A 20,794-nucleotide genomic window follows, 5' to 3' on the forward strand; every position below is an offset into this window, starting at 1 on the left:
TAAAACGAGTTCAGCATGACGTGGCGGCTAAACCAAGCGCTTAAAACATCATACATGAATGGTCGTCATACCTCCAATTTCATAATCTGCGAATCTGCGGCTATACTTTAAAATGTATTCTTCAACAAAAATATCGTCATACTTCTTGCGCCATGAGCGCCTAAAACCAACGACTGCTCAATATCTGCAGTTTTCGATGGACCAGCGATAAAAGTTCCAAATCCATAATCAGCATTACCAATCCAATTGTAAGCTTCGTGCATATTGGAAACAATGTTTTCTTCTGAAACCAGCATACCTAAATGTTGGCAAATAAATGGTAAAACCCTGGCGCCCATTCGATCTTCGGTAATCCAAACTGCACCATTTTCTGCCACGGCAAAGTGAGTTTCAAATACTGCAAATTCAGTATTTACAAATTGATGCGGTAGCTCCTCGCCAGTAAACGGAGTATAAAAATCAAGTTCTTCTATTGGTGTTACCAATCGCTCGCCTGCCCCAAAGTGTTCTGAAGCGTAAAGATTAATATCTTCAACTCTCTGAATTTCTACTACCCTACCGCCAATAAGATTAACCATTTGAATGAATTTTTCAGTTACTGCAGCTCCGGCTGGCAAATCAAATTGTAAATCTTTTGGTAATGATATTTGCTTAGGTTGGTTATTTAGAATCGCTGATAATATTGCTGCTCTGCTCATTTAATTTACTATAGCTTGTTTTTGGTTATTAAGGGTTTTATCTAAATTTCGGCTGGTATTTTACCAACAAATTGTAATTTACATTTCTTCACACTATAATAGAGATGACGACTATTTATTATTCTTTTTGTACCATTCAGAAAATGATTCTTTTGGTGCTTCTGGCATTTCTCTATTCTTAAACCATAAGTTTAATTGATTATTCACGGTAAAAGGCGCATTCTTCAATGTCCACCTCCCAATTTTACCAGCTAATTTAAATCGTGTCGATGAAGATAATGTGAACTCCATCACTTTCATAGCTACAGTTTTTGCCGTAGAGGTATAACCGCCTTTTACGATCACTTGCCTCCATTTGTAAAGTTGGTCATGAATATCAATTTTAACCGGACAAACGTTAGTGCAAGAACCACAAAGTGTTGAGGCGAAAGGTAAATCTGAATATTCCTTCATATTCAAATTAGGCGCTAAAATCGCCCCAATCGGACCAGCAATGGCATAATGATAACTGTGTCCGCCACTTCTTCGGTAAACCGGGCAGGTGTTCATGCAAGCACCACAGCGAATACATTTTAACGAGTTTCTAAAATCCTCACGGCCTAGTTGCACGCTTCTGCCGTTGTCAACCAAAATGACATGCATTTCTTGTCCTTTACGGGGCTTTTTGAAATGGCTGGAATAAGTGGTAATGGGTTGTCCGGTTGCACTTCTGGTCAATAGCCTTAAGAAAACGCTTAAATGTTTCTTCTTTGGAATCAATTTCTCAATTCCCATACTGGCTATATGGATTTCAGCCAGATGTGCGCCCATATCTGCATTGCCCTCATTGGTACAAACTACAAATTCTCCTGTTTCTGCTATAGCAAAGTTTACGCCTGTTAAAGCCGAACGACGTGTTAAAAAGGTTTCACGCAAGTGAATCCGGGCAGTTTCTGTCAAAATCTGTGGGTCAGAAACACCAGCTTCAGTGCCCAGGTGCTCATGAAATATTTGTCCGATTTCTCCTTTCTTTTTATGAATACAGGGCAAAACAATATGGCTGGGTGGTTCTTTCGCCAGCTGAACAATGCGTTCTCCTAAATCCGAATCGATCACATCAACGCCATTTCGTTCTAAATATTCATTTAAATGGCATTCTTCAGTAAGCATTGATTTGCTCTTGACCATTTGATTAATGCCTTTGCTTTGCAGTAAAGAAAGTACAATTTTGTTATGTTCTTCGGCATTGGCTGCCCAATGTACTTTTATGCCATTGGTTTGTGCATTAGCCTCAAACACCATTAAATAATCATGAAGATTAGATAGTACATTGTTTTTAATTTGTGATGCAGTTTCTCTTAATATTTCCCATTCAGAAATACCATGGGCTACCTTATCACGTTTGGCCCTGATCCACCAAAGGGTATCATCATGCCAGTTTACACGCGCTTCATCTTTATTAAAAATATCAGACAACGCTGGATGTTTAATGCTACTACTCATCTTATTCAGCATTTAATATTTCAGCAATATGCAATACTTTAACCTGGCTGTTCTTACGTTTCAAAATCCCTTCCATGTGCATCAGGCAGGACATATCTGCGGCAGTAATAAACTCCGCACCATTCATTAGATGATCTTCTACCCTGTCTTTTCCCATTTTTGCTGACACAGCCTCCTCTGCCACGCAAAAAGTACCACCAAAACCACAACATTCATCAGGACGTGTTAATTCAATAATTTCCAACCCTTTAACCTGATTCAATAGTTGCATAGGTTTTGAGAAAGGAACATCAACCAGTTCTGTCATCGAAGAAAGATGCAGTCCTCTTTGCCCGTGGCAACTTTGATGTAACCCAACTTTGTATGGAAATGAAGCGGTAATATTTTCAACTTTTAATACATCAGTTAAAAACTCTACCAATTCATAAACTTTATGGCGAATATTGCGCGCATCCTGCTCTCGCTGATCATCATGCAGATGATCTTTAATGTGCAAAACACAACTACCTGATGGCGATACAATATAGTCGAACCCGGCAAAATTCTGAATAAATAAGCTATTGCAATTTTTAGTCAGATGCTCATAGCCAGAATTGGCCATCGGCTGGCCACAGCAAGTTTGATTTAATGGATAATAAACATCCACACCAAGCTTCTTTAACAAATTCAATGTGGCTATAGCAGCATTAGGATAAAACTGATCAATATAACATGGCACAAACAACCCTACTTTCATTATTTATAACATCCTTTCATATTCGTGGCTAATGACCTCATTTTACTGATTTTTATTGGTTAGAAATCAATGGAGCAAATTAATCATTTTTACCAGCTTGAACTGTTATGAACAGTGCTGTTTATTATGTTAAATCAGCTTTTAATTAAACAGGATAGGCCATTTAAGCCTTATCTTGTTTAAATTTTATTTTGAAAATTTATAAGTGGTACTTGTTTGATAAGTTTCTCCTGGCTTAAGCACTGTTGATGCAAAATTAGCATGATTTGGTGCATCAGGAAAATGCTGGGTTTCCAGGCAAAAAGCTGAACGATGCGGGTAAGATTTACCGCCTTTTCCATCTTTATCCTCGCCAGTTAAAAAGTTGCCACTGTAAAACTGTAGCCCTGGTTCAGTGGTATAAACCTCTAAAATAATACCTGTTACAGGGCTTTTTACAGTAGCCACCGGTGTTTTGCCATCATGTTTATTTAGAGCAAAATTATGATCGTAACCTTTGCCAAATTTTAACTGCTGATTATTTTCATCAATTGATTTTCCAATGGTTTTGCCTTTATTAAAATTGAATGCTGTTCCAGCTACAGGTTGCAATTTACCTGTTGGAATCAAAGTGGAATCCACAGGTGTGTAAGCATTTGCATCAATCATCAATTCATGATCCAGAATGGTTTTGTTCCCCTCCCCGTTTAAATTGAAATAAGCATGATTGGTTAAATTAACCACAGTAGCCTGGTCGGTGGTAGCCCAATAATCAATTTGTAAAGCATTATCATCAGTTAAAGTGTAAGTAACCTTTACATCAAGCTGACCAGGATAACCAGCCTCCCCATTTTTAGAAAGATAATGCAACTCCAGTTTTTGTCCGTCAACCTGCTTTGCATCCCAAACTTTAGAGAAGAAGCCATCAGTTCCGCCATGTAGCGTATTCGGGCCATCATTAAGCTGAAGTGAATATTCTTTACCATTTATTTTAAACTTCCCCTTTCCTATCCGGTTTCCATAGCGGCCAATTAATGCACCAAAAAACGGTTCTCCTTTTTTACGGTAAGTACCAATGCTGTCATAACCTAAAACCACATCGGTAAGTTGATTATCTTTATCAGGTACTAAAAGCGAAATTATTCTTCCGCCATAATTGCTGATGGTAACCAGGGCACCCTGCTTATTTTTCAAAATATAAAGCTTAACATTTTTTCCATCAATTGTGGTGTTATATTTCAGAGAATCTGTTACGGCCGTTGTTTCAGTGCCCTTATCGTTTTTTGAATGACAGGAATATAAAACAACAGCTAAACAAAATGCGGCGATTGGCAAGCCTTTATAAAATGTTTTTTTCATTTGTATATAATTATTAATTAGTGATCTCTTGGGTTTTTAAAGGTAAGGATCAATCATGATTTATTTTTCAAATGCCCTGATATGATTATTCGTATCGTTATTATTTTCTGTTGGCACTCAATAACCCCAAAGGAATTTTGAAAATCATGATGGTTTCATAAAGATTATTTTGGTTAAGGCTAAAAGTATGAAAAATAAATTAACGTTGCTTTAACGATTATCAATAATTTCGGTTAATATTGAGCTGATTTTCAAACCATCAAAAAAATCACATAATTTAGCAGCCTATGCAAGATTTGAATTTCAAGCCCAAAGCTTTTTTGTTCGATTTAAATGGAACAATGGTAAATGATATGAAGTATCATACCTTAGCCTGGCATTCGATTATAAATGAAGATTTAGGTGCAAATCTGGACTATGAAACTGTTAAAAAAGAAATGTATGGCAAAAACAAAGAAGTTTTAGAACGCGTTTTTGGTCATGATAAATTTAGTGCCGATGAAGTGGAAAGATTATCGGTTAACAAGGAAAAACGATATCAGGAAGGGTATTTACCACATTTGGCTTTGATTAACGGTTTAGATCATTTTTTGAAGAAAGCGGAGGCAAACAATATTTTAATGGCTATTGGTTCTGCTGCCATTCCTTTTAACATCGATTTTGTGGTAGATGGATTACATATTCGTGATTATCTGACTGCGATTATCAGTGCCGATGATGTTAAAACCAGTAAACCTGATCCTGAAACATTTTTAAAGGCAGCGGCAGCCCTGAAAGTAAAGCCAGCTGATTGTCTGGTTTTTGAAGATGCACCAAAAGGTGTGGAATCGGCCCTCAATGCTGGAATGAAATGCATGGTATTGACCACAACCCACACTATTGAAGAATTTAATGGATATCCTAACATTTTAGGCTATATTACCGATTACAACGACAAAAAATTAAGCTCTCTTTTTAAAATGGCAAAATATTTAAATCAGAAACCAGTACTTGTTGCTGTAGATTGCATCATTTTTGGCTACGATGGAGATCAGCTTAAACTTTTGGTTATTAAAAGAGCAATTGAGCCCGTAAAAGACCAATGGAGTTTAATGGGTGGTTTTATCAGTGAAAATGAAGATCTGGATGGCGCTGCAAAACGAATTCTTTTAGAATTAACGGGCCTTCACGATGTATATCTGGAGCAACTCCATACTTATGGTCGCCCCGATCGTGATCCAATTGAACGAACGGTTTCAGTGGTATATTTTGCACTGATTGATATTAATAAATATAGCAAACAAATTAATGATCAATACCATGCAGAATGGTTTAAGCTGAAAGAGGTACCTGCATTAATTTTTGACCACAATGAAATGGTTAAAGCAGCAATGGCTAAAATCCGTTATCAGGCAGCACTCCATCCTATCTTATTTGAGCTTTTGCCCAAGAAATTTACCATCCCACAATTGCAGGCACTGTATGAGCAGGTTTATGATTCGCCAATTGATAATCGTAACTTCATTCGTAAAATTACTGCAAGCGGGCTGTTAATTAAGCAAACTGAAAAAGACAAATCAAGTTCGCGACGTGGTGCCTTCTATTTTAAACTGGATAGAAACAAGCACAAGGCACAATTTCAGTCATTTCTGAATTTTATTCCCAGACCAGAAAAATAATTTAAAAAAACATTTACCTTATAAGGGGTGTTACAAAATTATTAATCAAGCACTTGACTTGCCATTTTTTCAACATCAAATAAAACAGCTTAAATAATTGCAAAAAATTATTTGCACGATTAATATTTATCTCTATATTTGCACCTCCTTAAACAAAAGGAAATGATTCCGTAGCTCAGCTGGTAGAGCATTACACTTTTAATGTAGTGGTCCTGGGTTCGAATCCCAGCGGGATCACAAGAAACAATATCAAAGAGAACTAAAACCCTGCAAATCAAATGATTGCAGGGTTTTTGCTTTTGCGGGTTATGCCAAAATATGCACGAAATCGCATATAAAATGTGCGTCATTCGGAGCGTCGTTCTTTATAATATCAAACTCCCCTAATTTATATTAAAGTATTGATATTCAACTAGTTTAATAGATAAACATCTTGTGTGAATGGAACTGCAAAGCTATTTTTGTTTAACCTTAATGTTATCGTTATGAAAACTAATTTTAGCGTGCTTTTCTTTTTGAAAAGGCCAAAAAACTACACAAAAGGGGCTGTTTACTTTATCTTTTTAAGAATTACGGTTGACGGGATTCGTGCGGAAATGTCAACAAGCAGAAATTGCGAGCCAGAGCGGTGGAATGCAAAAGCCGGAAAAGTCATCGGTACAAAGGAAGAAGTTAAAATACTGAATGCCTATCTGGAAAATATGAAAGCGGAAGTTTATGCAGCACATAGCCAGCTAAGCGTGGATGGAGCAGAAATAACCGCCGATAGTGTAAAATGCAAATTCTTGGGCAAAGAAGAAAAAGCACACACCATATTGGAGGCCATTAAAACCCACAATGAAAAAATGAAAGCATTGGTGGAGAAAGAAGAATATGCGCCTGGAACGCTTAGAAGATTCGAGGTGCTGGAAAGACATGTGGAAGAATACATTGCCGCCAAATACAATAAATCGGACTTTAACGTAAAACGTATAGACCACGAGTTTATCGACGGTTTTGACTTCTACCTGCATACGGTAAAGGAAAATGATACCAATACGGCAAACAAGCATATTAAAAATCTCAAAAAGATCGTCAGCATCTGCCGGAAATATAAATGGATCAGTACTGACCCATTCTTTGGCCATACGTTAAAATCCAAACCTGTCCACAGGGAGTTTTTAACCGCTGATGAATTGCAGAAGATTACCCAAAAACAGTTTACTACTAACAGGTTATCGCAGGTACGGGACTTTTTTCTGTTCAGTTGCTACACTGGACTTTCCTATGCGGATGTTCAAAAACTTAAACTAGCCGATGTAAGTATTGGGGTTGACGGAGAAAGGTGGATATTTACCTACCGAAAAAAAACAGATACAAGGGTGGCAATACCCTTGCTTCCAATAGCGGCAAGTATTCTTGATAAATATAAAGATCATCCTTATTGCCTCCTTAACAACAGGGCTTTACCAATTTCCAGCAATCAAAAGATGAACGAATACCTAGTCGAAATTGCGGCACTTTCTGGGGTTAATAAAACATTGGGCAACCGGATAGCAAAACGGACTTTTGGTACTACGGTAACTTTATTGAATGGCGTACCTATCGAAAGCGTGTCTAAAATGCTTGGTCACACCAACATACGTACCACGCAATTATATGCAAAGGTATTGGACACCAAAGTAAGTGAAGATATGGCGCCGCTTATGGGAAAATTTGTTGCCCAACATATCAAAGCTAATGAAGTGACCGAATCGAAAATAAGCGAAGACATTGCCTTAATCCGGGAAAAATATATAGTAAAAACTTATATGGAAGAAGCTTTCTGACTTTCTGTAAAAGAATTAATACCAATTTGTTTTGTATTTGTTAAGGGGTTGCAATAATTGCACCCCTTTAGTATTTGGATATGCTCGCCCCATAAACGAGGCTTTAGGGGAATGTCATAATAAACATATTTTGGTAGCAGATCGCAGAATAATTTGCTTTTTTCAATACAATAACAATTTAATAGGTATATTAGCGGCAGGAAATGGTGTCCTTCCTATTCAACCGCTTTTAAAAGCTGATGGCGCCTACAATATACTCCAATGGGTAATTAAGCCTAATGGAATAAACTATTGTAGGTGAAAAAAAATAAGTCAGTATCAGCTCAGCCTTCTTTCCCTTTTTCAGGAAACAATATTTTCGGATTTTGTCTTAAACAAAGAATGCCTAATTGGTCACTGCAATTTGTTAGAATGCAGCAAATTCGACCTATCTATTTTAATCGAGGCTATTCCAATTTTCCTTATTCCCCAACCTTCGATAGTAAAGGATCAGAGCCCCTATTATTCTTAATGCATTTATTATTTATACGGCAAAAATTCAAGCTTAGACCCTCTTAAAAGACGTAATACCCATTGACTTTTCTTGCAAAGAATTAAAGTGTATGGAATTCCGATCATCCTTTTAATCCATCTAAAAAAAAATAAATATCATCGTTTAAATCTAAAAATATGAAATTAACAAAAATTCATGCCCGCGAGATCCTAGATTCAAGAGGAAATCCTACTGTAGAGGTAGAAATGACACTAAATGGAGTTACGGCAAGAGGAATTTCTCCTTCCGGTGCGAGTACGGGGCAAAAAGAAGCAGTTGAACTAAGGGATGGAGATCCTAAACGTTATAATGGTAAAGGGGTGGAAAAAGCGGTGAATGGAATTAATATAGAGGTAAGAAAATCCCTTGTTGGCTTATCTTTTGACAATCAGGATGATTTTGACAAACATTTGATTGCTCTTGACGGAACTGAAAACAAATCAAGGTTGGGTGCCAATGCAATGCTGGCAGCTTCTATTGCCTATGCCAGAACATCATCCGTTGCAAACAATATACCATTATACAGACAACTTGTAGACAAGGAAAATTATGTGATGCCCGTTCCCTGCATGAATGTTATTAACGGTGGAAGACATTCTGATAACAATATAGATTTTCAGGAATTTATGATTGCTCCACATAATGCTCCTTCATTTAAGGAAAGCCTCCGCATGGGAGAAGAAGTTTTTCATTCATTGAGAAGTTTGTTGAAAAGCAAGGGGTATTATACCGGAGTTGGCGATGAAGGTGGATTCGCACCTAATTTGAATTCAAATGAAGAGGCTGTCCAAATCATAATGGAAGCTATAGTTCAGGCAGGATTAACTCCCGGTAGAGATGTTTCGCTTTGTCTTGATCCGGCAACCAGCGAAATGTGGAAGGACGGTAAATATGAATTTTATAAAAGTTCAAAAGAAACAATTAATACAGATGAAATGATCATTTTTTGGCAAGAATGGCTAAACTCATATCCTATAATACTATTGGAAGACGGACTGGGTGAAAATGATTGGCAAGGCTGGGAAAAGCTCACACGCATCTTGGGAGATAAGGTTGAACTAGTTGGCGACGATATATTTTGCACCAATCCAAAAATTATTCAACAGGGAATTAGTCAGAAAATAGCTAATAGTGTTTTAATAAAACTGAACCAGATCGGCACTGTTTCTGAAACGCTAATGGCAGTAGAACTTGCGCAAAGCAATGGCTATAATTGCTTTATTTCGCATCGCAGTGGCGAAACTGAAGATACAACCATAGCAGATCTTGTTGTAGCGACAGGTGCGGGACATATCAAAACCGGAAGCGGTTGTAGATCTGAAAGGGTTGCCAAATTTAATCAGCTGCTACGTATTGAGGAAGAGCTAGGCGCTCAAGCCACATTTGCAGGAATAAACACATTTTATAAAAAATTATAATTTTGAACATCAATTATCAATGATGAAAAACAAATTTTCATTCGAGCATTTCCATATTTTAAAATTTTCAGTTCGCTGGACATTACTGATTCTTCCTATTGCGATAGCAATAGGAAGTACTGTTGCCTTATTTCTTTGGCTACTAAACTGGGCTATTCATTTTCGGTTCAGCCATACCTGGCTACTTTACCTTTTGCCAATTGCCGGGGTAGCCATCCATTTCATATACAGATCTGTTGGTAGGTCTTCGGAAAAAGGCAACAATCTGATAATGGATGAGATCCATCAACCAGGTGGTGGTGTACCCCCACAGATGACGCCCGTGATATTAATCACAACAGTAATTACTCATCTATTTGGGGGCTCGGCCGGACGCGAAGGTACAGCAGTACAAATCGGCGGAAGTATTGCTGGGATGTTTAGCAAGTGGTTTAAGTTGAATGAGCTTGATACGAAGATTGTCTTGACAGCGGGAATAGCGGCTGGTTTCGGTGCGGTATTTGGCACCCCACTAACAGGTGCAGTATTTGCAATGGAGGTGCTTACAATAGGAAAGATCAAATACAATGCACTTCTCCCTGTGTTGATTGCAAGTGTGATCGGAGATTTGACAGTTTCTGCATGGGGAATTCATCATACTTTATATCATATTGACATTTTGCCTAAAAGTGACTATGTTCTTTCCAGTTACCTGCCGCTAGACATTCTTTTGCTGGCCAAGATCATTTTTGCTTCTGCATTGTTCGGTTTGGCTAGTTATCTTTTTGCTACAGCGGTACATAAAATTAAAGCCTTCTTCTCCAAAGTAATTAAAACACAATGGTTGATACCTGTCATCGGAGGGTTAATAATTATCGGGCTAACCCTGGTCATCGGCAAACCTGATTATTTAAGTTTAGGTGTCGATGGCGAATATCCTGGGGCAATCACAATTCCTTCTGCTTTTCATCTTGGTGGTGCTGATACTTGGAGCTGGTTATGGAAAACAATATATACAACGCTAACCTTAGGAACAGGCTTTAAGGGCGGAGAGGTTACACCTTTATTTTACATCGGAGCTACTTTAGGCAATGCACTCTCCATATTATTGGATGCGCCCGTTAGCCTCTTTGCTGCGTTAGGTTTTATAGCTGTTTTTGCTGGTGCAACAAATACACCGCTTGCCTGTACAATTATGGGGGTTGAACTTTTTGGAAGTGAATACACTTTGTTTTTTGCAGTCGCTTGTTTTACCGCTTATTTATTTAGTGGTAGTTCTGGAATCTATTCAGCACAGCGTATTGCTGTTCCAAAAATATTTATTGGCAATAAAGTTTAATGGTTAGGGAAGTATCATTTAACACATTTATAAAATGTCACCTTATGCATTTCCAAATAAGGGAAAACTACGATCTTATGCAGAAATAGCCGAAAATTCATAAGATAAGCCGCAGATTAAGATCACAAAATTGCCTGTTCATGTTGTACATGATATAATCTATGTATACTTTATTCATGAACAGGCATTTAATTTATATTATTGTCGCTTGTCAGTCGCTACCTGGTAAGTTGGATCTTCAATGATGTTCACATCAATAATGTCTCCAGCATTTTTTAGCAATAGTATGCAATCTTTACTAAGGTGCTTTAAATGAAGTTTTTTACCCAGCTGATGGTATCTCTCGGTAAGTTTATTCAATGCTTCTATGCCGCTCATATCGGCAACCCTGCTTTCTTTAAAATCAATAATGACTTCATTGGAATCCTCCTGTACGTCGAATTTCTCATTAAATGCTGCAACGGAACCGAAAAATAGCGGGCCATAGATCTCATAATGCTTCACACCATTTTCGTCTATATATTTTTTTGCACGGATTCGTTTTGCACTTTCCCAGGCGAATACCAATGCTGATATAATTACGCCTATCAAGACCGCTAAGGCCAGGTTATGAAGCCAAATTGTAATCACCGCAACCAGTATTCCGACAAAAATATCTTGTTTGGGCATTCTGTTGATGATACGGAAACTAACCCATTCAAACGTTCCTATCGCTACCATAATCATAACTCCGGTTAAGGCTGCCATTGGTACACGCTCAATAATTGGCGCACCAAATAAAATAATGGCTAAGATAGTAAGAGAAGCAATTATACCCGACAACCTGGCTCTTGCACCAGCGGACAGGTTCACTAAAGTTTGGGCGATCATCGGACATCCTCCCATACCAAAGAAAAAGCCGTTAGCTATATTCGCTGCTCCCTGCGCAATGCACTCTTTGTTGCCGTTGCCCTTTGTACCCGTCATCTCATCTACCAGATTAACAGTAAGCAGGCCTTCAGTTAAACCTACCCCGGCCATAATCAACGCATATGGAAATATAACTTGAAGTGTCTCTAAATTAAACGGTATCATAGGAATATGAAAAGGTGGGAACCCTCCGCTAACAGATGCGATATCTTTAACCGTTTTTGTGTCAATATTTAATCCGAAGACCAACAGGAAAACAACGACAATAGCCACAAGTGATGGCGGGACAGCTTTTGTGATTTTAGGCAAAAAGACCACGATAGCAATGGTTAACAGAACAAGCCCCGCCATAATCATCAAAGGTGTACCACTTAGCCAACTAACCTGCCCATTTACAACGGTTTTAAATTGTTCTAACTGCGCCATGAAGATAATTACCGCAAGACCATTTACAAACCCGTACATTACAGGTTGTGGTACAAGCCTGATAAATTTTCCCAATTTAAGGACACCGACAAGTATTTGAATAATACCTGCTAGCGCAACGGCGGCAAATACATATTCGATGCCGTTGGATTTCATTAGTGCGATGAGTACCACAACTGTTGCACCCGCACCACCTGAAACCAATCCTGGCCTACCGCCAAATATCGAGGTGATTAGCCCCATAATAAAGGCAGCATATAAGCCTACCAGAGGAGGAAATCCGGCAAGTATGGCAAAGGATAAGGATTCCGGCATCATTGTCATCGCAACCGTTAAACCTGCAAGAATTTCATTTTTGTAATTAATCTTTTGCGAAAAGTCAAAGAGACCTAGATAAGTTTTAGTCATGTAATAAAGTATATAAGTGAAAAATAAAAGATTCAATAAAAATTTCGAACAGCATTTGGAGCTGAACGACATTTAAACTTTTAGAAATGCCAAAAGGAATTTCAAATAAAAAACTGTTTTAAAAATTTGGATATAGAGAATTTGCCTTGCTTAGAACAGCTAGTGCATAAAAAGATGTACTGATATTAATCAGTGCTTTGTCACTCGGTTATATGAAACTTTATCCTTTTTTCTCATTTCGATTACTGCAAAGATATAAAAAAACAGCATTTCTGCGAAAATGATTTATTTTATATATTCTATCTTTGGCGATATGGAGAAATCAGCAATAGATAAAATCATGGCTCCGGTAAGCCGATTCATTCATTTAGAATATACCAGCGGCATCGTGTTGCTTGCTAGTGTCATTGTGGCTATTGTTTGGGCAAATTCTGGTTACCATGAATTTTATGAGCATTTGTGGCACATTAATTTTTCAGTGGGGTTTGATAACTTTATGCTAACCCACCCAATCCACATCTGGATTAATGATGGATTAATGGCAATTTTTTTCTTCGTAATTGGCTTGGAATTGAAGCGGGAATTTATGGAAGGAGAACTTTCTTCATTGAAAAAAGCATCCTTACCCATGACTGCGGCGCTTGGGGGGATGTTATTACCTGCACTGATATATTTTGCAATAAATAAAGGTACGGATGCTGATCATGGCTGGGGAATTCCAATGGCAACCGATATAGCTTTTGCCCTTGCACTTTTATCCATGGCAAGTAAGAACATTCCAGTTTCAGTAAAAGTATTTTTATCCGCATTGGCCGTAGCAGATGATCTCGGAGCTGTGCTTGTAATAGCCTTTTTTTATACAGCTGAAATAAATTTCATATCTCTCGCCGTTGGTGGCGGTTTCCTTTTGATTTTAATCGCAGGTAATTTAATAGGCATAAGAAGCAGTCTGTTTTATCTAATTATAGGCATCGGTGTTTGGATAGGATTTCTGCTTTCCGGTGTACATGCAACAATAGCCGGAGTGTTAGTAGCTTTTACTATTCCTGCGGTGACTAAAATAAATGAACAAATTTATTCAGATAATCTTAGGAAGCTCTCCTATGATTTTGAGACGGACATACCGGAAAAAGGAAGTCTTATCACACCTAAGCAAAATAAAACCATACAAAACGTAAAGCGTTTAAGCATGGCTGCTGAGACACCCTTACAAACAATTGAACACGCCCTGCATCCATGGGTCGCTTTTGGTATCATGCCATTATTTGCTTTAGCTAATGCTGGTATCGTTATCGGATCAGATTTCTTTTCTTCTATCATAAATCCGGTATCAATTGGTGTGGCAGCAGGATTGATAATAGGAAAATTTGCAGGGATTCTTCTTTTTTGCTGGATTATGGTTAAACTCAAATTGGCCAGCCTTCCAGAGCAAGCCAATTGGAAGCACATCGCCGGGGTTGCACTGCTTGCGGGTATAGGCTTTACGATGTCGTTATTTGTAAGTGGACTGGCTTTCAAAAACCCGGTTTTCATCGATCAGGCCAAGTATGGAATTTTAATCGCTTCAGTTCTTGCTGGGCTACTTGGCACTGTTGTACTCAAACGCATCGGAAAATCCGGTAGTTGACAAATTTGACATACATCTTTGGTTTCTTTGCAGCCCTGTCTTTAAGGAGGAGAACCCGAGTGCTACTTTCCGTAAATGCCCAGAGCGAGAACTGCGGGCTGGCCGTGGGAGAAGGGGTTTCGCAGGCCGCACCGTGCGTGGGGAATATAAATTTAGGGTCTTTTTTAGAAAATCTATTATAAGTAGAAAGCCATTGCGGTTTGCAATGGCTTTCCTGGAATAAAATATCCTCGTCTAATTCTTATTTATTCTCCTGTGCTTTCAATAAACGCTCGTAGAGTGCTTCTTTTTCTGCATGAAGTTTTTTAAGTTCATCTACCGTTTCCATTAATTTATCTAATGGATTGAATGTTGGATAATAATTAAAAGGCGCATTAGCCGTTGCATTATCTTTAAAATCTGAGAAATTATTAGATATAATATTTACAGCTCTTTCCTCGTCAAAATTCCTGATTGCCTCCTCCGGTACCTTCAATATCTTGGCAATTTCAGCTAAAAGTTCATCTTCAATTTTTTCTTTGGATTCCAGAACTGAAATCTTTTTCTGGCTCCATTCCTCACCCAAAGAAGCGGCAAGGCCTTCCTGTTTAATCCCCATCATTTCACGAAAACGCTTGACGTTTCTGCCTTCATGCACTTTATTTGGACGATCAGTTGTAGTACTCATATATTGGTAATTTGAATCAAATGTAATAAATCTTCTGTTGTGTGGTAAAATAAATTAGTTGTCGCTTTATTCGGGAACCTGTTTTAACAGCTCGGCCAGTTCCGCATCTGTTAAATTAGACTTTTCAGATTTATCGTAAATGGTTAGCAAATAAACAGCGTCATCTTCAATAACCAAATTTGCGATCACTCTGGCACCGCCGGATTTGCCCTTTCCTTTTGAGGCAATGGCTAACCTGATTTTATAACACTTGTTGCCTATCGCTGTGCCCTGTTCAGGATTATTCTCTAAAAAATCAATAAGATCAATATATTCCTTTTTTAAAGAGGGGTATTTCTTTACCAACCTTTTTAGCTGCTTATCAAAGGGGCGTAAGGTATAGACATTATAGCTCATTGATCAAATCCCTTGCAGGACGGGCTTTAAGTTTACCCTGACGTACCAATTTAAGGTCTTCAACCGCTTCTTTAATCTCGTCAACTAAAACAGCATTTTCATCGGAAAGTGGCCTTGCCTTAACAAAAGACAGGCTACTCAATAGCTCCATTACAAAAGCGGCCTTACTGTCCTTAATATCTAATATTACTTTCATGATCCGTGTATTAAAGGGGGTTAATACACAAAGATAACTATATCTTTTCAAACATAAAAGCAAACCATCTGGATTGAGTTTCCGTCTGAAATAGCGTTTAAAATATGCCCCAAATCGTCTAAAAAATGGACTGGAAAATTAATATAGACTTTGCAGGTTTTGGTTCTTTGGCTTGAACTAATTAAAGCCTAACATGAAACAAGAACCAACCGTTAGCGAAGAAACCTCTTTCCGCTATTTAAAAGAAAAAGATATAAATAATCCGCATTTTCAAATCGTATGCTTTTTCTGCGACGAAAACCATATTGAATCTTTCCGCTTTGGAATGATCGACCTGATTAAAACAGCCTGTTCCGACCAGCACTTCGGCAAAAGGGAAAGCTATTATTATAATCAACAGCAGTTTGTCAAGCTACTGGAACTGGCTTACATCCTAAAGGACAGCAAGGAAGATCTAAAACTAAATGCCGATCACCCGCTTTACCGATTTTCAGACCACCCTTTTGAATTGTATACGGAACTGAAAAACAAGCCGTTTCCGGCGCTGCACTTTCGGACGTTATCTGGAACTGAATTAAATGATGTGCGTATATTTTTAGAAGAGTTGTTCAACTTCAAGAGTTTAGACGATTGGAGAGCAATTTTAGATTCTCTTTTGTATTGTACAAAAGGTGACGTGAAACTAGATGACATCTATGATGAAAAAGTCTATGAAACGGTATTGATCAGGGAATATATAGAGAAAACGATAGAGGCTATGGGGCTGGTCTGTGAAACTAAATCTCTGCCTTACATTAAACTGCATCACGCCGGGGATTTCAAATTTGAAGATGAGGAAGAAGAGGCCGCTCTAATGGTCAACCCTATCCCGCTGATGAGATTTACCGAAAAGAACTTCCCGGCAGTTATCAACTTTATTGCAGATGTTATCGAGCCGGAAAAGATTTACTGCTTAAACCATCGAAGTGACCCGGATGGTAAAGACCATGCTGATCTGATCCTGGTCATCCCTGAAAAATATCCGCAGACATTCGAGGAAATAGAGACTATCGTAAAATTCGCGTTCCTCAAACACCTTCATTTGAGCTGTACCTTATTTAAAAGCTCTTTTTTTCATAAGATGGTCAGTGAAGGACATATTTATTTTTCCATGGCCTGTAATGCTGAAAGCCTGGTATACGATGACGGTAGCAAGCCTTTGCCAGCATTGCGACTGGATAGCAGGACTGAAAAAATAGAAAAGACCAGACAAGACTTTTCTACCGGGCTTACCAAAGCCAAAACCTTTTATACTGCTGCCCAGACCTACCGAAATGAGAACGTGATATTATCGGCCTTCATGCTGCACCAAGCCGCCGAACTATCTCTAAGGGCGTTAAACAGGTCGCTAACCACGCAAGACAAAACGACCCATAGCATAAAAGCATTGCTTAAATTCACCTTACGCCTCACCACGGAATTATCCTTACTGATGGATAACGGCAGTGCTGAAGACGAACGCCTGTTGACCATATTTGAAGGTGCTTACCTGGGCTACAGGTATCATGAGAAATACACTATCGAACGTGCCGACCTGGATATTCTTTTTGACCGGGTCAAAGAACTGCACGCCATTGAGGAAGAAACTTTTGCAAACTGGATGGACAATTATGAACGCCTGATAAATACTGCTCAAGATGAACAATAAAAACCCAGAAAACACACCAAAAAGGAAAGCATCAACCCCTTACAAATTACTGCTGGATGAGGTAACACATTTACCACACCCGGCTGATCTGATCACCGTAGAAGAACCGGAAGCGGGAAACTACCCGTACTGTAGCTATGAAATTACACGGTTTAAAGGCCGTACATTGACCATTCGTTCAGGATGGCGGGATTATCATCAGCAGGAAATCATCATGATCAAAGATTATATCCTGGTGTCCTGTAACTGCGGAACTGAAGTCACACGGCTTTGCTGGCACGTTACCAAATTATTCACCAAGATGATTGAAAGAAGGGATTTTGGTTTTTTTGAGCGTTTTAAAAAATATCCCTATAACGATACCGCTTTCTTTGAAAAGTATCTGACGCTGAAACCGCATTACCAATATAGTGTTACGGCTGTACCTAAACCAGAATACGGCCATATCTATAACTACGAAAGTGCTATAGAGCCCAGACGCTTTATACAGTACCCTTCGTTTTTCCCATTGCCAGTAAAAACAAATGAAGAAGATTCCGGTCTGGTGGCTTATGTCATTGCGACGCACTCTGGTTTTAATGTCCCTTTTCTGATCCCTTGCCAGGCACTAAGGAATGCGGACGGTACGGCTATAAAATCCTTCGCCAACTTTTATGATCCTGCAACTGCACCGGAGCGCTTGGATTCAGCAGGTAAATTACTACATTCCTACAGCCGTGATTTTGATCAGCTCTTAAATTTTGAAACGGTACACAAGCAATACAAATATGCTTCCGATGAAGAAAGAACAGCCTTGCGGCATACCGCTTTTAACTATTGGAAAAGAATAGTGCCAGTGTTGAAAGCGCGAGGTCAACTGTTTTACCACACCTTTTATAATAAGCTGGCCTACAAAGGGAGCCTCCCAAAAAACACGATGAGACCGATTGCGCTATCGGATGAACGGGTATCATTCCGGTTTACCTTTTCCCAACATACGGGGCATTACAGGCTTAAAATTAATGTACAATTAAACGGAACCGATTTTGAAATTGGCGAGGTATTGCCTGCCGGAGATCCATTTTTCTTTTCACTGGAACAGGTATCCGGTTTGTTTTACCAATTTTTTAGCATGGAAGAAGGCCAGGCCATCGGCGAACTGGTTAAAGCCGGAGGAACTTTTACCGTTCTTGAAAATGACCTTGAAGAGTTTAACCAACTCATTTTATTAAAACTGGCATTGAATTATCCGGTAACGTTCGAGCTGACAAAACGAACAGCGCCGCAGGTGCTTACTTCAAAATCAAAACGCATCAGGACGCTGGATCAAGGTGAATATGTTGCTTTTATCCCGGAGATATTATACGAGGGAGGATTAGACATTCCTGTTCAGTCCGGTGGCATGGAATTGCTACAAATTAAAAATGGCCAAGTGAAAGTCTTGCAACGTAACAATGCGGCGGAATCCGCTTTTAAAGCTTTTTTTATGGAGTTGCACCCTGCATTCAGGCAACAGGAAGCATTGCCCTATTTTTACCTGTCCAAAGATACCCTTAGAACTGAACTCTGGTTTGCCCGGACGATCTATAACCTCTATGATCCAGATGTTACTTTTACTGGTCTGGAAAACCTCACGGGAATTGATTTCCATATACAACTACCGGATATAGCTGTAAACGTGCAGGAAGAAAAAGGCTGGTTTGATATTGGAGTATCTGTGACTTTTGGCGAAGTTGAACTAAGCCCGGAAGAAATCCAGAAAGCCCTTAAAAAGCGATCCACTACCTTAACGCTTTCCAATGGAAAGACTGCGCATTTACCCGATGATTTTTTTACAAAGCTAAGTACCGTTTTCCGAAGTGGTACACTGACCGATAAAGGTGTAAAACTTGCCGGGCAACACTATACTTTGATAGACCAGCTTTATAACAAAGCCGAAAGGCCTGATCTGGCGAAAATGGTTGCTGCAAGGGAAAAGCTATTCAGTGAGCAGGAAAAAATACCGCTTGTACCCATTCCCGGCAATCTAAATGCGGTACTGCGGCCATACCAGTTAATAGGTTATAGCTGGTTGTGCCACCTGCATTCCTTAAGGTGGGGCGGTCTGCTGGCTGATGATATGGGGCTGGGAAAAACATTACAGGTACTTTCCCTGCTTCAATATATTAAAAATAAAGGGCTGGCTGATGCTCCGCATCTACTGTTAGCCCCAACGTCTTTGCTATATAACTGGCAGGAAGAAGCGGCAAAATTTTGTCCGCAATTAAATGTGCTGGTATTTCATGGAACCGTGCGGGAAAAGGATGTATCTGAATTAAAGAAGTATGATCTTATTATAACTTCCTATGGTACAGCTGCCGTCGATATTACATTTTTACTCACAATCAGCTTTGATTATGTGATCTTGGATGAAGCGCAAGCAATTAAGAACCCATTTTCACAAAAGTTTAAAATGGTAATGCTCTTAGAGGCTCAAAATCGACTTGCACTAACCGGAACACCTGTAGAAAATAGCTCTTCCGATCTGTATGCACTCATGAATTTTGTGAACCCCGGATTTTTCGGTAGCCTAAGAATGTTTAAGGACAACCTTGCAGCAAAGGGAGACAATGAGGATAACGAGCGGGCTGGAACATTGCTAAAAATGACAAAGCCTTTTATTTTAAGGCGTACTAAAAAACAGGTAGCTACTGATCTGCCACCTAAAACAGAGATGACGATATGGTGCGAAATGGAACCTGCCCAGCGAAAAATTTATGACAGGTACCGTAAACAGTTTAAAGCTTATCTGAACGATAAAATTAACACTATTGGACTTGAAAATTCTAAGCTGTACGTATTGAAAGGCTTAATGACACTTAGGCAAATTTGTAACTCTCCTGTGTTAATCAAAGATGCACCTGATTTTAATGGACATTCTTGTAAGATCATGGAACTTATGGAGCACATTATAGAGAAAACAACAGGCCATAAGCTGCTGATTTTTTCAGCTTTTACCGGAATGTTAGGCTTAATCAGATCGGGACTGGAACAGCAGGGCATAGATTATTCCTATCTGGACGGAAAAACGAAATTGAATAAAAGAAAAGATGCGGTAACCAACTTTCAGGAAAATGAAGCTTGCAGGGTATTTCTGATTAGCCTAAAAGCAGGCGGAACAGGATTAAACCTGACCGCTGCCGATTATGTCTATCTGGTAGACCCTTGGTGGAACCCCGCTGTAGAAAATCAGGCAATCGATCGCTGTTATCGTATTGGGCAGGATAAACACGTCATGGCCTACCGTATGATCTGTAAAGACACTTTAGAAGAAAAGATTTTGGAGATACAGGATAAGAAAAGAAAACTTGCTGGTGAACTGATCCCGACCGATGAAGGGATATTAAAATCCCTAGGAAAAGATGACCTGCTCAAATTATTTGGATAGTTATACAGTTCTACCATTAAAAAAAACAAAGGGTTTGAAATGATCGCCCCCTCTGATTTGCCATTCATTATTTGTTGAATGGCA

The 20,794-nt window shown here is 38.9% G+C and carries 15 protein-coding genes, 1 tRNA gene, 1 pseudogene and 1 riboswitch; of the genes and pseudogenes, 9 read left to right on the forward strand and 8 right to left on the reverse strand.

All coding sequences use genetic code 11. The annotated features are described in order from the left end of the window. Positions 1-107: 107 nt before the first annotated feature. From DU508_RS02260 to DU508_RS02275, 4 genes are all read right to left on the reverse strand, one after another. On the reverse strand, positions 108-698 hold the full coding sequence (locus DU508_RS02260) for a LutC/YkgG family protein (protein WP_115401223.1): 591 nt from the start codon (positions 696-698) through the stop codon (positions 108-110). Between the two features lie 111 nt (positions 699-809). Further along, on the reverse strand, positions 810-2,180 hold the full coding sequence (locus DU508_RS02265; protein ID WP_115401791.1) for a lactate utilization protein B: 1,371 nt from the start codon (positions 2,178-2,180) through the stop codon (positions 810-812). 1 nt (position 2,181) lies between these two features. Beyond that, positions 2,182-2,916 (reverse strand): (Fe-S)-binding protein, encoded by a 735-nt coding sequence (locus tag DU508_RS02270; protein ID WP_115401224.1) that lies wholly within the window; start codon positions 2,914-2,916, stop codon positions 2,182-2,184. A 186-nt stretch (positions 2,917-3,102) separates the two neighbouring features. Continuing rightward, positions 3,103-4,254 (reverse strand): aldose epimerase family protein, encoded by a 1,152-nt coding sequence (locus DU508_RS02275; RefSeq protein ID WP_115401225.1) that lies wholly within the window; start codon positions 4,252-4,254, stop codon positions 3,103-3,105. Positions 4,255-4,541: 287 nt separating this feature from the next. Here DU508_RS02275 and DU508_RS02280 point away from each other — a divergent pair. From DU508_RS02280 to DU508_RS02305, 6 genes and pseudogenes are all read left to right on the forward strand, one after another. Continuing rightward, positions 4,542-5,210, forward strand: a pseudogene (locus tag DU508_RS02280) (HAD family hydrolase); the annotation flags it as partial. 3 nt (positions 5,211-5,213) lie between these two features. Continuing rightward, complete coding sequence (locus DU508_RS02285) at positions 5,214-5,912, forward strand: NUDIX hydrolase (RefSeq protein ID WP_115401792.1); 699 nt, start codon at positions 5,214-5,216, stop codon at positions 5,910-5,912. Between the two features lie 164 nt (positions 5,913-6,076). Further along, a tRNA-Lys gene (locus tag DU508_RS02290) sits at positions 6,077-6,149 on the forward strand. A gap of 248 nt (positions 6,150-6,397) precedes the next feature. Next, positions 6,398-7,720, forward strand: coding sequence for a site-specific integrase (locus DU508_RS02295; protein WP_115401226.1), 1,323 nt, complete (start codon positions 6,398-6,400; stop codon positions 7,718-7,720). A gap of 190 nt (positions 7,721-7,910) precedes the next feature. Further along, positions 7,911-7,976, forward strand: a riboswitch (Fluoride riboswitch). A gap of 413 nt (positions 7,977-8,389) precedes the next feature. Next, a complete protein-coding gene (gene eno, locus DU508_RS02300; RefSeq protein WP_115401227.1) occupies positions 8,390-9,670 on the forward strand; it encodes a phosphopyruvate hydratase in 1,281 nt (426 codons plus the stop codon). Positions 9,671-9,689: 19 nt separating this feature from the next. After that, positions 9,690-10,988 (forward strand): voltage-gated chloride channel family protein, encoded by a 1,299-nt coding sequence (locus DU508_RS02305; protein WP_115401228.1) that lies wholly within the window; start codon positions 9,690-9,692, stop codon positions 10,986-10,988. 198 nt (positions 10,989-11,186) lie between these two features. On the opposite strand, the gene DU508_RS02310 is transcribed toward DU508_RS02305, so the two are convergent. After that, positions 11,187-12,731: a SulP family inorganic anion transporter gene (locus tag DU508_RS02310; RefSeq protein WP_115401229.1), complete on the reverse strand. Its 1,545-nt coding sequence runs from the start codon at positions 12,729-12,731 to the stop codon at positions 11,187-11,189. A gap of 313 nt (positions 12,732-13,044) precedes the next feature. On the opposite strand from DU508_RS02310, the gene nhaA reads away from it, so the two are divergent. Further along, on the forward strand, positions 13,045-14,358 hold the full coding sequence (gene nhaA, locus DU508_RS02315) for a Na+/H+ antiporter NhaA (RefSeq protein WP_233509380.1): 1,314 nt from the start codon (positions 13,045-13,047) through the stop codon (positions 14,356-14,358). A gap of 241 nt (positions 14,359-14,599) precedes the next feature. Here nhaA and DU508_RS02320 read toward each other — a convergent pair whose 3' ends face one another. The 3 genes from DU508_RS02320 to DU508_RS02330 form a co-directional block, all read right to left on the reverse strand. Beyond that, on the reverse strand, positions 14,600-15,025 hold the full coding sequence (locus DU508_RS02320) for a helix-turn-helix domain-containing protein (RefSeq protein WP_115401230.1): 426 nt from the start codon (positions 15,023-15,025) through the stop codon (positions 14,600-14,602). A 66-nt stretch (positions 15,026-15,091) separates the two neighbouring features. Continuing rightward, positions 15,092-15,421, reverse strand: a complete 330-nt coding sequence (locus DU508_RS02325) for a type II toxin-antitoxin system RelE/ParE family toxin (RefSeq protein ID WP_115401231.1) — start codon at positions 15,419-15,421, stop codon at positions 15,092-15,094. Next, the gene (locus tag DU508_RS02330) at positions 15,411-15,617 is read right to left on the reverse strand and encodes a hypothetical protein (RefSeq protein ID WP_115401232.1); all 207 of its coding nucleotides are present in this window, start codon (positions 15,615-15,617) and stop codon (positions 15,411-15,413) included. Before DU508_RS02330 ends, DU508_RS02325 begins: the two co-directional genes overlap by 11 nt. A gap of 193 nt (positions 15,618-15,810) precedes the next feature. Between DU508_RS02330 and DU508_RS02335 the strand changes: the two genes are divergently transcribed. Both DU508_RS02335 and DU508_RS02340 read left to right on the forward strand, forming a co-directional pair. Then, entirely contained in the window at positions 15,811-17,304 is a 1,494-nt protein-coding gene (locus DU508_RS02335) for a HEPN domain-containing protein (protein ID WP_115401233.1), read from the forward strand. Next, a complete protein-coding gene (locus DU508_RS02340; protein ID WP_115401234.1) occupies positions 17,294-20,710 on the forward strand; it encodes a DEAD/DEAH box helicase in 3,417 nt (1,138 codons plus the stop codon). Before DU508_RS02335 ends, DU508_RS02340 begins: the two co-directional genes overlap by 11 nt. The last annotated feature ends 84 nt before the right edge of the window (positions 20,711-20,794 follow it).

Origin of the sequence: Pedobacter chinensis (assembly GCF_003339865.1) — a bacterium.
GTDB classification, from domain to species: Bacteria; Bacteroidota; Bacteroidia; order Sphingobacteriales; family Sphingobacteriaceae; genus Pedobacter; species Pedobacter chinensis.

What these genes read in the sequence shown, in the direction of transcription:
- DU508_RS02260 (WP_115401223.1), bottom strand. Translation starts at nt 698, where the DNA reads ATGAGCAGAGCAGCAATATTATCAGCGATTCTAAATAACCAACCTAAG.
- DU508_RS02265 (WP_115401791.1), bottom strand. Translation starts at nt 2,180, where the DNA reads ATGAGTAGTAGCATTAAACATCCAGCGTTGTCTGATATTTTTAATAAA.
- DU508_RS02270 (WP_115401224.1), bottom strand. Translation starts at nt 2,916, where the DNA reads ATGAAAGTAGGGTTGTTTGTGCCATGTTATATTGATCAGTTTTATCCT.
- DU508_RS02275 (WP_115401225.1), bottom strand. Translation starts at nt 4,254, where the DNA reads ATGAAAAAAACATTTTATAAAGGCTTGCCAATCGCCGCATTTTGTTTA.
- DU508_RS02285 (WP_115401792.1), top strand. Translation starts at nt 5,214, where the DNA reads ATGGCAAAATATTTAAATCAGAAACCAGTACTTGTTGCTGTAGATTGC.
- DU508_RS02295 (WP_115401226.1), top strand. Translation starts at nt 6,398, where the DNA reads ATGAAAACTAATTTTAGCGTGCTTTTCTTTTTGAAAAGGCCAAAAAAC.
- eno (WP_115401227.1), top strand. Translation starts at nt 8,390, where the DNA reads ATGAAATTAACAAAAATTCATGCCCGCGAGATCCTAGATTCAAGAGGA.
- DU508_RS02305 (WP_115401228.1), top strand. Translation starts at nt 9,690, where the DNA reads ATGATGAAAAACAAATTTTCATTCGAGCATTTCCATATTTTAAAATTT.
- DU508_RS02310 (WP_115401229.1), bottom strand. Translation starts at nt 12,731, where the DNA reads ATGACTAAAACTTATCTAGGTCTCTTTGACTTTTCGCAAAAGATTAAT.
- nhaA (WP_233509380.1), top strand. Translation starts at nt 13,045, where the DNA reads ATGGAGAAATCAGCAATAGATAAAATCATGGCTCCGGTAAGCCGATTC.
- DU508_RS02320 (WP_115401230.1), bottom strand. Translation starts at nt 15,025, where the DNA reads ATGAGTACTACAACTGATCGTCCAAATAAAGTGCATGAAGGCAGAAAC.
- DU508_RS02325 (WP_115401231.1), bottom strand. Translation starts at nt 15,421, where the DNA reads ATGAGCTATAATGTCTATACCTTACGCCCCTTTGATAAGCAGCTAAAA.
- DU508_RS02330 (WP_115401232.1), bottom strand. Translation starts at nt 15,617, where the DNA reads ATGAAAGTAATATTAGATATTAAGGACAGTAAGGCCGCTTTTGTAATG.
- DU508_RS02335 (WP_115401233.1), top strand. Translation starts at nt 15,811, where the DNA reads ATGAAACAAGAACCAACCGTTAGCGAAGAAACCTCTTTCCGCTATTTA.
- DU508_RS02340 (WP_115401234.1), top strand. Translation starts at nt 17,294, where the DNA reads ATGAACAATAAAAACCCAGAAAACACACCAAAAAGGAAAGCATCAACC.